Source organism: Lactobacillus sp. ESL0260 (assembly GCF_003692935.1).
Classification (GTDB): domain Bacteria; phylum Bacillota; class Bacilli; order Lactobacillales; family Lactobacillaceae; genus Lactobacillus; species Lactobacillus melliventris.
The window spans coordinates 353,477-366,395 of the sequence record NZ_REHO01000013.1 but is presented as its reverse complement, the minus strand read 5'-3'; the positions used below and the strand labels follow the sequence as shown (position 1 = coordinate 366,395).

General features: G+C 37.2%; 12 protein-coding genes and 2 pseudogenes. 4 read left to right on the top strand and 10 right to left on the bottom strand.

Annotated elements, in window-relative coordinates; genetic code table 11:
• Positions 1-139 precede the first annotated feature (139 nt).
• Together F5ESL0260_RS08085 and F5ESL0260_RS09635 are read left to right on the top strand one after the other, a co-directional pair.
• Positions 140-1,621, top strand: a complete 1,482-nt coding sequence (locus tag F5ESL0260_RS08085; protein WP_122026525.1) for an SLAP domain-containing protein — start codon at positions 140-142, stop codon at positions 1,619-1,621.
• Between the two features lie 198 nt (positions 1,622-1,819).
• Positions 1,820-2,323 (top strand): annotated as a pseudogene (locus F5ESL0260_RS09635) (SLAP domain-containing protein); the annotation flags it as partial.
• On the opposite strand, the gene F5ESL0260_RS09630 reads toward F5ESL0260_RS09635, so the two are convergent.
• The 4 genes from F5ESL0260_RS09630 to F5ESL0260_RS08065 form a co-directional block, all read right to left on the bottom strand.
• Positions 2,302-2,586, bottom strand: a complete 285-nt coding sequence (locus F5ESL0260_RS09630) for a hypothetical protein (protein WP_370448597.1) — start codon at positions 2,584-2,586, stop codon at positions 2,302-2,304. The pseudogene F5ESL0260_RS09635 and the gene F5ESL0260_RS09630 overlap by 22 nt on opposite strands.
• A gap of 209 nt (positions 2,587-2,795) precedes the next feature.
• Entirely contained in the window at positions 2,796-3,761 is a 966-nt protein-coding gene (locus F5ESL0260_RS08075) for a Gfo/Idh/MocA family protein (RefSeq protein WP_110446609.1), read from the bottom strand.
• A gap of 94 nt (positions 3,762-3,855) precedes the next feature.
• A complete protein-coding gene (locus F5ESL0260_RS08070) occupies positions 3,856-4,626 on the bottom strand; it encodes a hypothetical protein (protein ID WP_122026523.1) in 771 nt (256 codons plus the stop codon).
• A 342-nt stretch (positions 4,627-4,968) separates the two neighbouring features.
• Positions 4,969-5,766 carry a DUF6612 family protein gene (locus tag F5ESL0260_RS08065; protein ID WP_122026522.1) on the bottom strand — a complete coding sequence of 266 codons (798 nt, stop codon included), beginning with the start codon at positions 5,764-5,766 and terminating at the stop codon, positions 4,969-4,971.
• Positions 5,767-5,924: 158 nt separating this feature from the next.
• Between F5ESL0260_RS08065 and F5ESL0260_RS08060 the strand changes: the two genes are divergently transcribed.
• Positions 5,925-6,617: a 2,3-diphosphoglycerate-dependent phosphoglycerate mutase gene (locus tag F5ESL0260_RS08060; protein ID WP_122026521.1), complete on the top strand. Its 693-nt coding sequence runs from the start codon at positions 5,925-5,927 to the stop codon at positions 6,615-6,617.
• A 647-nt stretch (positions 6,618-7,264) separates the two neighbouring features.
• On the opposite strand, the pseudogene F5ESL0260_RS08055 reads toward F5ESL0260_RS08060, so the two are convergent.
• Both F5ESL0260_RS08055 and F5ESL0260_RS08050 read right to left on the bottom strand, forming a co-directional pair.
• A pseudogene (locus F5ESL0260_RS08055) lies at positions 7,265-7,606 on the bottom strand (hypothetical protein); the annotation flags it as partial.
• Positions 7,596-7,877: a type II toxin-antitoxin system RelB/DinJ family antitoxin gene (locus tag F5ESL0260_RS08050; protein WP_122026520.1), complete on the bottom strand. Its 282-nt coding sequence runs from the start codon at positions 7,875-7,877 to the stop codon at positions 7,596-7,598. The gene F5ESL0260_RS08050 and the pseudogene F5ESL0260_RS08055, both read right to left, overlap by 11 nt.
• Positions 7,878-8,453: 576 nt before the next feature.
• Here F5ESL0260_RS08050 and F5ESL0260_RS08045 point away from each other — a divergent pair.
• Positions 8,454-8,777, top strand: coding sequence for a hypothetical protein (locus tag F5ESL0260_RS08045; RefSeq protein ID WP_122026519.1), 324 nt, complete (start codon positions 8,454-8,456; stop codon positions 8,775-8,777).
• A gap of 71 nt (positions 8,778-8,848) precedes the next feature.
• Here the strand turns inward: F5ESL0260_RS08045 and lepA are convergent, their stop codons facing one another.
• From lepA to F5ESL0260_RS08025, 4 genes are all read right to left on the bottom strand, one after another.
• The gene (gene lepA, locus F5ESL0260_RS08040) at positions 8,849-10,663 is read right to left on the bottom strand and encodes a translation elongation factor 4 (protein ID WP_122026518.1); all 1,815 of its coding nucleotides are present in this window, start codon (positions 10,661-10,663) and stop codon (positions 8,849-8,851) included.
• Position 10,664: 1 nt separating this feature from the next.
• Positions 10,665-11,351, bottom strand: coding sequence for a TetR/AcrR family transcriptional regulator (locus F5ESL0260_RS08035; RefSeq protein ID WP_233557728.1), 687 nt, complete (start codon positions 11,349-11,351; stop codon positions 10,665-10,667).
• Between the two features lie 90 nt (positions 11,352-11,441).
• A complete protein-coding gene (locus tag F5ESL0260_RS08030) occupies positions 11,442-12,410 on the bottom strand; it encodes an asparaginase (RefSeq protein ID WP_122026517.1) in 969 nt (322 codons plus the stop codon).
• A 191-nt stretch (positions 12,411-12,601) separates the two neighbouring features.
• Positions 12,602-12,919, bottom strand: a complete 318-nt coding sequence (locus F5ESL0260_RS08025) for a carboxymuconolactone decarboxylase family protein (RefSeq protein ID WP_122026516.1) — start codon at positions 12,917-12,919, stop codon at positions 12,602-12,604.

Below are 12,919 nucleotides of genomic sequence, written 5' to 3'. Positions count from 1 at the left end.
TTTTTAATTGAGAACTTTTCTGAGTTAGAAAATAATACAAAAATTAAGAAGTGACTGTCAGCATTTTTTAATCTTCAGTTAAAATATACTTTTGTATAGTTATAATAATTTTCATTTTTAAATACTGAAAGGTTTAGATATGAGTAAAAATAATCTTTGCAAGAAAGTGATCATTTCTTTGACCACCGTAACTTTGCTAACAGGATTTTTAGAGCAAGCGCCGCCGAGTGTCTTAAATGCCATGCCGGAAAAAGTAAGTGCAGCTAAGAAAAGTAGTCGAACTAGAAGAATAAAAAGGGTGGGAACCAATTCCGTTGTCTATGTCCGCAAGGGCCAAAAGCTGGTTAAATCCAAGAAAATCATCAAGGCGGGTCAAAAAGTACGTATTTATGGCCAAAAAACTGTTAAGAGTAAACTGTTTTATCGCATTGGTAAAAATAAATTTGTTAAAGCCGTTAACATTCAAGGCAAAATTTATCAAGTAACCAAAGATACGGTACTTTATACTCGAAATGGCCATAAACTAAAAGCAGTTCACAAAGGACAAAAAATCAGGATTTTTGGTGCGCCAAAGGTAATTAAGGGTAAGAAATGCTACGCCACTAGCCACGGTTACATCAAAAGGAGTGTGTTAGCCAAGCTAAATGCAGCGGCGAAATCACCTGAGCAGGAAATTAAAACCCTCTCACCGGCAGTAAATATCAGTTATGAATTGGCAAAAAGTATTGCTGATAATGAGACGCAAACTGCCACCACGTTGGCATTTAATGGCTCTAGCATGAATAATACACCAAGTAATAGTTTTACTCCTAATGTAAATAAGACTATTCAGGGTGAAACTAATAATAACCATAATAATAGTGTATCCAGTGCAAATGGGGCAGAGAACTCTGATAAGTCTGAAAGCACTAATGATAGCAATATTGCCCCAAGTCCACATAATCCGGATGATTTTTCAGATGCACACGTTGCTAATGTAGTTCAGGAAGACACTGAAGCTAATGGTAAAAATACTTCTGCACCTAAAATACCCGAAGACAAGACGAATCTTAATCAAGAAGATACCTCTGATGATGCGGCACAGGATACAGCCTCCGCTAATTTACCAGATCCTAGTGCTGCTAGTGAGAATGTTTCAGACTCTCACACAAATGAATTTTCACCTAGTAAATTTAGACAAGTCTTTTTAAGAGAACTTAATCAGGAACGGGTTAGCCGGGGTTTAACCAAATTAACAGCAGACCCTACTTATGACAAGGTTGTTCAAGAACGTGCCCAAGATTTGATCAAGAATTTTAGTCTTTATGATAAATCTGGAAGGTCTATTTTACAAAAGGCTTTTCAAAAAAGAGGCATTGATTATCCCATATTGGGAGAATGTATTGCTAGTTTTTCGTGGGAGTGGACTATTAATCGCACTACCAACATGCTAGAACTTGCACTTGATGGTGGATCAACTGAAGACGTTGCCAGCAGCATTCTTTACGAATATCTTAACAATAATATAACTAGAGACGGGAAGTATCGGGACATATTGCTTGATCCGGCTGCTAGAACAATTGGCCTAGGAGCAGCCTTTGAGAAAACTACTGTTTATTCGGCCGTAGCTGTGATGCCATGATAATATAACAGTGATATTTCAGTTACTGGCAAAGCAAATTATTTATAGTAACAGTGTTATCATTTTTAGACTTACTTATAAATAAAGTTAAAGAATTAACTTATTAATATTTATATTCTTTTTTCATAGTGCTAGAATAAAAGACATGTAACTCAATAAGAGTTATAGCGTTCTTAATTTTTAACTAAGCACGTCAAAATGTTGTCAATGGAAAAAGGAAGGCTCAATATGAGTAAAAATAGTTTTTATAGAAAAATGATAGTTTCTGTAGCTGGTGCAACATTGTTAGCAGTTGGCGTAAATCAATTGCCTGTCAATGCTTTAGGTAGTACTCCAACTGAAGTTAGTGCTGCTAAAAAAGCTAATAAAACTAAAAAAGTTGGTGCAAACTCTGCTGTCTACAAGCAAAAGGGCAAGAAGTTAGTTAAGACTAAGGTAACAGTTAAGGTTGGCCAAAAGGTTAGTGTTCTTGGCAAAAAGACTGTTAAAGGCAAAGTTTACTATAAGATCGGAAAAAACCAATATATTAAAGCCGTTAATGTTGATGGTAAAACTGTTCAAGTAGTTAAAAACACTGTTTTGGTAACTAGAAGTGGTAAAGCTTTAAAGAAGAGTAAAGTTCGTAAAGGCCAAAAAGTTACCGTTTATGGTGGTACTGTTAAAATTAAGGGTAAGAAGTATTACTCAACTTTAGCTGGATACATTAAAGTAAGTGCTTTAGCTAAAGACAAGACAGAGGTTACGCCAATTAGCTCAACTGGTTCTAATGGTTCAACCGGCTCCACTAGTTCCAACGGCTCAACTGGCTCAACTAGTTCTAATGGCTCAACTGGCTCAACTAGTTCTAACGGTTCAACTGGCTCTACCGGTTCTACTAGCTCTAACGGCTCAACCGGTTCCACTAGTTCCAACGGTTCAACCGGCTCAACCAGTTCTACTAGTTCTAACGGCTCAACTGGCTCCACCAGTTCTAACGGTTCCACTAACTCAACCGGTTCTAGCAGTTCATCCGCTGCTAATCCTTCAAAGTAAATAATATTTAATATTACTAGCAAAAGAGACCTAAGTGCTACCCCTGATAAATACTAAAATGTATTACAGGACTTTTAGGTCTCTTTTCATATTCAAAAACGCAGTTGCTCTAAATGAGAGGTAACTGCGCTTTTAATTTTATTTATTTGACCGACTCTTTTGCTTGAGCTAGAACAGCCATTACAGCTACGCTGTGATCATACAATTTGTCAGCTTCCACAGTGTCGTGATTGTCAATAATTTTAACAAAGTCTGTAAATTCACTCGCCATCCGATGATCAAATTGGTTAAAGTTGAATTCACTGTTTTCACCATTTCTTCGTTCAATGGTAAAGTTTTTAATTACACCCGTTGAACCGTCAAAATAGATAGTGCCCTTTTCACCTTCAATAAAGGATCTTGGCGTAGTATAGCTATCCTTTGAAGCAATCAAAACAGCTTGCTTATCTGGGTAAACTAAGTTAAGTATACCGGAAGTATCAATATGCTGCTGGATCACTGGGTAATATTGTACCTTTTCCGGTTTGCCAAAAAGACCGACGGCTAAATGAATATTGTAAATATTTAAATCCATTAAGGTGCCACCGTCTTTTGCCGGATCAAAAACGGGAGCGATCTTACCCTGCAAGAAATCATCATAGCGGCTGGAGTATTGTGTATAGTTCAGAGAGATGATATGAATAGGCGCTATTTTGGTTAATTTTCGTTTGATTTCCTTATAATTTGGCAAATGAATATTGGTGATAGCCTCGACAATAATTACATTATGATCATCAGCTATTTTTTTAAGTTCCTGAGCTTGAGCAACGGTTTCAACATAAGGCTTTTCGCAAATAACATTTTTACCTGCCAGAAGAGCTGTCTTAACAACGTCATAATGCAAAAAGTTAGGTACGGCGACGTAAACGGTGTCTACGTTGTCGTCATTACACAACTGATTGTTATCCGCAAAGACCTCTTTAATACCATACTGCTTGGCTAAATCTTCAGCGATATGGCGACTGCGTTTAGTCGTTGAAATTGCTGCTAGTTCCAAATTTTTAATTTTAGCAGCAGTGGTTAAAAAATCATGGACAATTTTGCCACTGCCAATAATACCTAATTTCATTTTGGACCTCCATTTTACTGATGAAAATATTTAAAAGAGTTAACACCCTTATTTTATCTCATCGAATAGATCTGGAGAACCCTATCATTTTAGATTATTTAGTTGTAGCAGGGGTCGCATTTTTAACTTCGTCAGGTAGGCTTAAAGAGTCAGAGCCGCCAAAGCCAAACATTTTAAGTTTGAATGCTGCTGGTGTCTTTTTATCATAATTCATCTTAAAGGAAACAGCATAGTCTGTTACTTCTTCGTCTTTCAGAGTGAAAGTAACGTAGCATTTGCTGAGTTTAACGTGTTTTTTGAAAGACTTGGTGTCTACCTTATAATCTTTAAAAATCTGATTTAATAGTTTAGCTGCTTTAGTCATATTGACGCTACTTTTGAGAGTATAAACGCCTTTTTTATGACTAAGACGGGCATTCTTGTTGAAATCATGCTTAATACTCTTGGCAAATTTCTTAATTGTACTTTCATATTTTTGCATGTCCGGCTGAGTAGTTTCACTTTCTTCGAGAGTTGTATATTGCCATTTGCCATCGACTTTAGTGTAAAGGCGGTTAGAAGTCATATCAACCCATTGTTCTACTTTACCTTTGTTTTTGCCAGCGTTGACGGTAGTAATAGATTGCACTAGTTGAGGCTTGGTAGTGAAGGCACCATGTGCATCAAAACCCAGTTTTTGCTTACCACTTTTAATCTTAGTGGTGAAAACGTATTGGCCACTGGTTGGTTCCGCCTTTTTATTGTTAACAATCGCAATAGCCTGCTTTTTATTTAACGCTGCGTCAACTGTTTTGGCGTGAGTCAAACCACCACCAACAAGGGCGGCAGATAATAATACAGTAGAAATTAGTTTTTTAAATTTCATTGGTAATATCTCCTTTTTTAAGATAACTATATTTTATATTAAAAAAAACTTTTGTATACCTTTTTTTAGTTAAATTTTTATTAAAATTATATATATTAGTCTGCCCAACAGGTCTTGACCAAATAAAAGTCTGAATAATCCTGTTGCCATTGGTGGTAGAGCTTGATTTTTAGATAATCCGGTCATAAAAATAGTCCCGCAAGTTGCTTAATTTGCAGGACTCATTTCATTATTCGGCATTTTTTCTAAATTAAAAGGACTAGCTTCTGCTTAGTAGCGGAAGTAAGTCCTTAACTAGAACCCCATAAACTTTGCTGGTTTTAGGGTTCACATTAATAATAGTTATTTCTTCTTTTTATTTGTTTCAGGTAATGGCTTGGCGTTAAGTGCATTATTAGGAATCTTTAAAAAGTCCCTGCTGCCAATGTTGCCGTAACTTTGACCAGCACTGAAGCGCATTAGTTTGTTTACTTTAATTTTAACTAAGTACTGAAACGTATAAAGTTTCTTATTTTTAACCACTAGCTTTGCGGTCATACCTTGAATTTTACCTATTTTGGCTATTTTACGGTAAATCGTTTGTTGCTTTGAGCTTTGATTATTAGTGACAAAGATGGGGTCAAGCGCCTTCTTTATCGTCTTTTGATCTTTAACTGTTGCGTCTAGCGTATATGTTTGTCCCTTACGTGTCATTTTATAAGCTTTTGTAAGAGCTGCAGGCGGATCCATTAACATGGGGTTGTTGACTATGGAGTCTAATAAATCAACGTATGAATGACCGGTTAATTTGTTAAAGTCGCTCTTGTACCAATTACTTGCACCATTAATATAGATATGATTGGAATTATCAACCCATTCTTGTGCAGACTGGGTTTTGCCTTTCACCTGTGTTTGGGAATTAAGTTGAAAAACGGTGGGATTGCCTCCAAATAGGGCAGTCGTAGCAACAACTTGGTTAGAGGTATCAGTACCCAAAGTGATGACTTGTTTTGCCTGGCCACTCTTAAAAGATTTCTGTGAACATTTGATTACTTGGCTTTTAGTTAAAATTGGTTCGCTTTGCTTTTTTGGCTTCGAGCAACCACCAGCAATTAAAGCTGCCATTAAGCTTAGGCCCAGCATTAGTTTTTTAATTTTCATAACGAGTTAGATAATCTCTTTTCTTATAATCATTATTATTTCTATTGTATCTTAAAACTTGAATTTAAAAAACGATTTTTAACCCTAAAACCTATGAAAACAAAATGTAAATGTGTAAAATAGTAAGTGAAACATTTAATTTGCAAAGGAGATATTTCATGTCAAAATTAGTTTTGATTCGTCACGGACAAAGTGAATGGAACCTTGAAAATAAATTTACTGGTTGGATTGATGTAGATTTATCAGAAAAAGGCGTTGAAGAAGCCAAGAATGCGGGTAAGTTAATTAAGGAACACGGCTTGAAATTTGATCAAGCTTATACTTCAGTTTTAACTCGTGCCATTAAGACTTTGCACTATGCCTTGGAAGAAAGCGACCAACTCTGGGTTCCCGAAACTAAGACCTGGAGATTAAACGAGCGTCACTACGGTGGCTTGCAAGGTTTAAACAAGAAGGCTACTGCTGACAAGTATGGCGATGAACAAGTTCACATTTGGCGTCGTTCATACGATGTTTTACCACCAAAGATTGAGGATGACTCTGAATACAGTCAAGTTCACGACCGTCGGTACGCTGACCTTGATCCCCACATTATTCCTCGGACTGAGAACTTAAAGGTTTGCTTAAAGAGAGTTATGCCATTCTGGGAAGATCACATTGCACCAGACCTATTGGCTGGTAAGAATGTCATTATTGCCGCTCACGGTAATTCACTTCGTGCTTTGACTAAATACATCGAAAACATTTCTGACGCTGATATTATGAACTTGGAAATGAAGACCGGTGAACCTGTAGTTTACACCTTTGATGACAAGTTGAATGTCACTAACAAAGAGAAGTTAGACGACTAATTTTAAATTGAAAAATAAAATTCCTAGCCTTCGTGGTTAGGAATTTTTTTGTGGTTACAGTTTATTTGTGACTTTTGACAGAAGCGTCAAGTTGCCGACCATATTGTTCAGCATATTCTTTTAATTTTGGTTTGATTTTTTTCAATAAAGTCTACTCTCCTTTTTATCACTTATACTCCGCAACATATTGTACTTTAATATATTCAAAACACTATATGTTGAAAAGGCTATTGCTTTTAGGCTTTAGCATGATTATCAATCCGGTTCCTTTTTCCAGCACAAAAAAGCAAAAAAATAGATCAAGTCTTTTCCAAAAGAAATACTTGATTTATCTTTTTGTCTAAAAATTAATTTTTACATTTTCTACTATAGCAATACCGTGCAAAGTATAGTTTTTTCCAGGAATTGATTCCTTATAAGAAATTGTATTAAACGACATTTCAATGCTTAAAGCTACTAATATAGCTTTTAAAATGAAAAAAGTAAAACATTAGTACAAACAAGATTATTAATGAAATAAAAGAACTAAGTAAAAAATATGGCTACCCGCCATATGCTGATCAATATATTATCAGAGTGACCTTGCTATAAAGATATTAAAAACCGATCTGTCCAATTACTAGGCAGATCGGTTTTGTTCTTTAGTTTTTGCCTTTTCTTTTGGATTTCAAAGCAATAGCAAAATCAGCAATTTCATTTTGATCTCGCTTACTTAAATGACCGATTCCCTTAAAGGTTAAACCTTTTTTGGGAAAGCGGTAAAGCTTACCAATATCGACCCATGAGGGTTTCATTAAACCGGCAGCTTGCCATTCTTTAATTGGATAATACTGTTGCCTGATATAAGCCGATTTATTTTTGTACTTACTGGTAATTTTATAAGCTTCAACTGTTTGCGCCGAAACCTTGCGAATTAATACTGGTCTACGCTTACCACCATTAGCTTCTACATAACTAACGTATAAGCTAATTAGGTCATTAGTCTTCATTTGGATCATTTAGCCAATTAGCAACTTCTTTAGCGTCTTTAAACTCCACTATTGGAGTATTTTCAGTGGCCTTTAAAAAACGTAACTCTGCTCGTTCTGTTTCACTTAAAGTTGGCTTAAAGGGGAAAGCACCATCTGCAACGATTTGCTTATAAAGCATGTTAATAGCCGTGGTGGGTGTTAGGCCCAACTCACTTAAAACTGCTTCGGTATTTTCAGCCAAGTTTTTATCAATTTGTACTTGAACTCTTTTTTTATCTTTAACTGCCATGACTGTCTCGCCTCTCTCAAATAGTACTCTAATTGTACTACTGTTTGAGTACTACTTCAATTTCTATGCCTTTTTGGGCTTTTGCTTTAATTTTAACCGCTTCGCTACTGCTTATTTTTAATTTCTTCGTCTGACCAAGTGTGGCTTTTCCCTTGATCTTGTATAATAGATATTATAAAGAATTTTACTTAGGTAAGAATCTGTTCAGACAACTAAATATCAATATTTAACAGAAATTAGGTGCTCTTCAACTTAGCTACGTAATACTGAAATTAGTAAGACTAAAATAATATCGATATTGGGCTTGATACTCTTGAACATTTAAATCGTGAAGATGTAATGTTGTACATTGATTATCTTAAGAATAGCCAAAATAAACAGGGGGAGTATAACTTCCCCCCATTTAAAAATTAGAAAGCAACGTTATCATGCTCCAAAGGGAGACAAAGCCCTATTTTTAACTATATTTATCGTAGGCTGGTTAAGTCGCTAATTGAAGAAAAAGAAATTTCAAACTGGGATTTAAAAATTGCAGGTCAGTGTTTCAAAAATTTTGAGCTAAGGGATGTGAATTCTTTGCCAGGTTTTAAGAATTACTCTGGCAAAAGTAGTTATTCAACTACTATAACAGTCGAGAAGCTTTTAGATGAGTTTTTAATTAATCTAGGACAAATCGGTGAAGTCGCTGAACTAAAGGTTAATGGCAAATTAGTGGGAAGAACAATTGAGCAAAACTCAACTTTTGCTATAACACCATTCTTAAAAGTAGGTCCAAATAAAATTGAAATTGAAACGGTAAATAACTTGGCTATTAAAATTCAAGATCCAGAATCCCAATTTGGTATTATTCCACCAGCTGGATTAATCGGGCCAGTAAAGTTAGAGATCTATCAAGGCTGAAAATAAGAAAGACAATCAATTACGTAAAAATAATTGATTGTCTTTTTCTTGAAATGGGTGTTGAAAAATTTCTAATCCGGTTCATTAATATTTAAAATGGCATCGAATACGCTCTGCGGCAACTTAATATCACTTTTAACAGCTTGCCTTTTGTTTAGACTTTGTCTACGCAAAAGTTGTTGTTTTTTCGAAATACTCCGTTTTTCGCCATTAACAGCCGCATTTTTACGCAAAGGCGGCACGTCAACTCTGGCTATTGACTTGTTTTCCACCATTGCTTGCACAGGCATGGGGTATAAACGCCGCGGCACAGTATATTTCAATTTTTTAACTAATTTATGAGCGATCAAATCGGCTTTTTGCCGCGGCACGATAATGTCTAGAGCATCAACAGCAGCATAATTAATCTGAATTTGAATTTTAACTACATCTACTAGTTCGTAATCCAGAAATTCAGTGTCAAGAGTCGCAAAACCATGAGTAATTGATTTTAAGCTGTTGAAAAAGTCATAGGCAATTTCAGACACCGGCAGTTTGTATGTTAATGTGACTAAATCTTGTTGATTGTCCAAGTCTACCATTTCCCCAAAATGCTGGTCGCATAATTTCATGACGGCACCCAAGTATTCATTGGGTGTGGTAATTACGGCCTTAACGTATGATTCAGTGACATAATCAATTTCAGAAAAATCAGGAAATTTTGCCGGATTGGTGATAGTGAGATATTCCTGTTTAGGCTGAGGCTGCTTGAGGTAAACATGGTAGGTGGCATTCGGCGCAGTAGTCAACACTTCGACATGATATTCATCGCGCAGTCGTTCCTGGATGATTTGCAAATGGAAAATACCTAAGAAGCCGCAACGAAAGCCGGCATCAAGAGCTTCAGATTGTTCGGGGGTGTAATGAAAGGCTGAATCATTGAGAGCGAGCTTACTGATAGCCTGCTTTAGAGCCTCATAGCTGGTATCTCCTTTAGGATAAAAACCAGCATAAACCATTGATTGTGCGGGTTTGAAGTGCGGAATCGCATTTTTAGTCGGATTGTCTGCAGCAGTTAAGGTATCGCCAACCTGCACGCTGGCAACATCCTTAATCCCAGTCACAAGATAGCCGACTTCACCCGCATTTAATTCCTTTACTGGCTTCATATCTGGCGTGAAGATTCCCACTGCTTGAGCATTAAATGTGCTGCCGTTCTGCATTAATTCCAGTTTTTGCTGGCTTTTTAACGTGCCGTCAATTAGTCTGACGTCCGCAATAATTCCCTGGTAAGAATCATATTGCGAGTCAAAAATTAAGGCTTTAAGAGGTGCAGCGGGTTTTCCCTGCGGCGCTGGAATTTTTTGATAAATAGCTTCTAATACCTGGTGAACATTTTCGCCGGTTTTAGCAGAAATTTTTAAAATAGCCACATCTGCGAATTCGGGACGCAGCGCACGAATTTGCGCTTCTGTTGCCGCAACGTCAGCCGCTGCATTGTCAATCTTGTTAATAACCGGGATGATGGTCAAGTTATGCTTTAAAGCTAAACGTAAGTTGGCTACGGTTTGTGCTTGTACGCCTTGGGTTGCGTCAACTAATAAAATAGCACCATCGCTGGCGGCGAGGCTTTTAGAGACTTCGTAGGAAAAATCAACGTGTCCTGGTGTATCGATTAGATTGTATTCGTATTCTTGACCATTGTTAGCTTGATAAAAGTTACGCACTGATCGTGATTTGACCGTTACTCCGTGCGCTTGTTCAACTTCCATGCTGTCGAGTAATTGGTCACTTAACTGCCTTTTGCTCACAGTATCAGTTTGTTCCATAATTCTGTCAGCTAAGGTTGATTTACCATGATCAATATGAGCAATTATGGCAAAATTTCTAATATTAGCAAGTTTCATTTTATTTAGTTCCCTCCAGTTTTTGTTGCAATCCTTGCAAGTAAAACAACATTATTTGATTGGCTTCTTGTTCGAGGTCGATTTGGAAGCCGTTAAAATCAACCGGCAATTGATCGTGGTGAAATTCGTCTAGATTCATCATGTTCATGAGGCCGCTAATTATGGCGCTCTGAATAATGAAAAGGTGACTGGCCTGTTTAACGCTTAATAGTGTAATTCTTGCAGCAATCGTCTGTCCCAGTTGCTGGTTTATTTCATATAGTTTTTCCCGACCGGCCAAAGTTTGTTCTCTGTCAGCCGCTGCTTCTAAAATTGGCCCCCGTAATGCGTTAAGCCGCAATAAATCGGGCCTTTCACGTATTAACAGGTGATTTTGTTCTAATAAAAAAGCAGTAAAGTCATTCCAAGAAGTGATACTTGCAGTTTTTTGAAAACGCTGGCGTACTTCCTTGAGGTAGTCTTGATAACCTGAAAGCAGCAGATACATAAAGATGTTCTCTTTAGTTTTAAAGTAATTAAATAGTGTGCCTTTAGCTACGCCTGATTCATGTGCAATTTGCGCCATGGATATTTGGTTAAAATCATTTTTTTGAAATAATTTACTGGCAGCAGCCGCAATTAGCTGCTTTTTGGCTTCTTTTTCTTGGGGAGTTAAGACATACATAATGATATTTTGTGCTCCTTTCATTCAATAATGACCAACGGTCATTTTACAAATAATTATTAATTTTTGCAAGCAAAAAACCAGCTACGCCTGCAGCTGGCTTGAACACATATTTTATTTATTAATGTATTTCTTTAATTGTTCACCATGAAGTCCGGCACTTAAGCCCACTAAGAGTTTAATTCTGGCCTTTTGCCCATTAAGGCCGCGGCAGAAGATAATACCCATTTTAGCTAAGCCGACACCGCCGCCCTCGTAATCATAAACCGGTTCAGCGATACCATTAAAGCAGCGTGAGACTAATACCAGCGGAATATTATTATCAAGCAATTTTTGCAGTGCTGGCAGTGTTTGTGGCGGCATGTTGCCGGCACCTAAAGCTTCAATCACAATTCCTCTAGTTGTCGGTTTATCCAAGGCTTGCAGAATTTCTGGTCCCATTCCTGCATAGGCCTTTACCAGATAGACATTTGCAACGACATGATCAATAGGTAAATGTTGTTGCGGATTAATGGTTTGCACATAATTGACGTGGCCTTCTGAAACAACGCCAATTGGACCAAAAGTGGCTGTCCGAAAAGTAGCTACATTTGTGGTATGAGTTTTGGTGACATAGCGGGCTGGATGAATTTCATCATTCATGACTACTACAACGCCCTTACCGATGGAAGCAGCAGAACTGGCTACCATAATTGCAGTCCTGAAATTGTACAGGCCGTCACTGCCAATTTCGTTAGAAGAACGCATGGCCCCGGTTACTACTACAGGCATTTTGCTGGAGATGGTTAGGTCTAAAAATAAGGCTGTTTCTTCTAAAGTATCAGTGCCGTGAGTTACAACTGCGCCAAAAAAGCCTTCTGCTTCAGCTTGGCGGATACGCAAGGAGAGCTGTAACATACGCTCAGGAGTCATATGGGGCGAGGGTAAATTAAAAATTTCTTCTGTAACTAACTGCACGTCATCATCAACATTTAAAGGTAAATCAGCCAATGGATTTTGACTGTTGGGCTTAATTTTGCCATTTTCATCTTCTGACATTGAAATGGTGCCACCAGTGTGTAAAATTAAAATTTTTTTGCTCATGATCGTTTTACTCCCGTAATTTCTTTTAATACCCATCAAGAGTAACACAAATTTTTAGCTGCTGATACCTTTAACGGTCAAAGTTTTTAGACATAAAAAAGCAGCCAGACGAAGCAGTGATATGACCCTCAAATTTAAGACAACTTTGGCCGTCATATGAGCAAACAGACCAGCCGTTTATATTAAAAGTTTTAATCAGTGAAAACCTCTTGCGCCAGACCAAATGCAGACCATGCTTTAGGCCAGCCGCAATAAAATGCCAAATGAGTAATCAGTTCGGCCATTTCGTCTTTGGTAATACCGTTCTTTTTTCCCATAATCATATGTGATTTAAGTTGGGGAAAAGCCCCTTGTGCCATTAATGCAGCACAGGTAATTAAGCTACGGTCGCGTGCAGATAATTTATCTTCTCTTGACCAGACTTCACCAAATAAAACATCATCATTTAATTCCGCAAATTTAGGTGCAAAATCACCTAGTTTATCTCTACCAGCAGTTTGTTTTGCCAT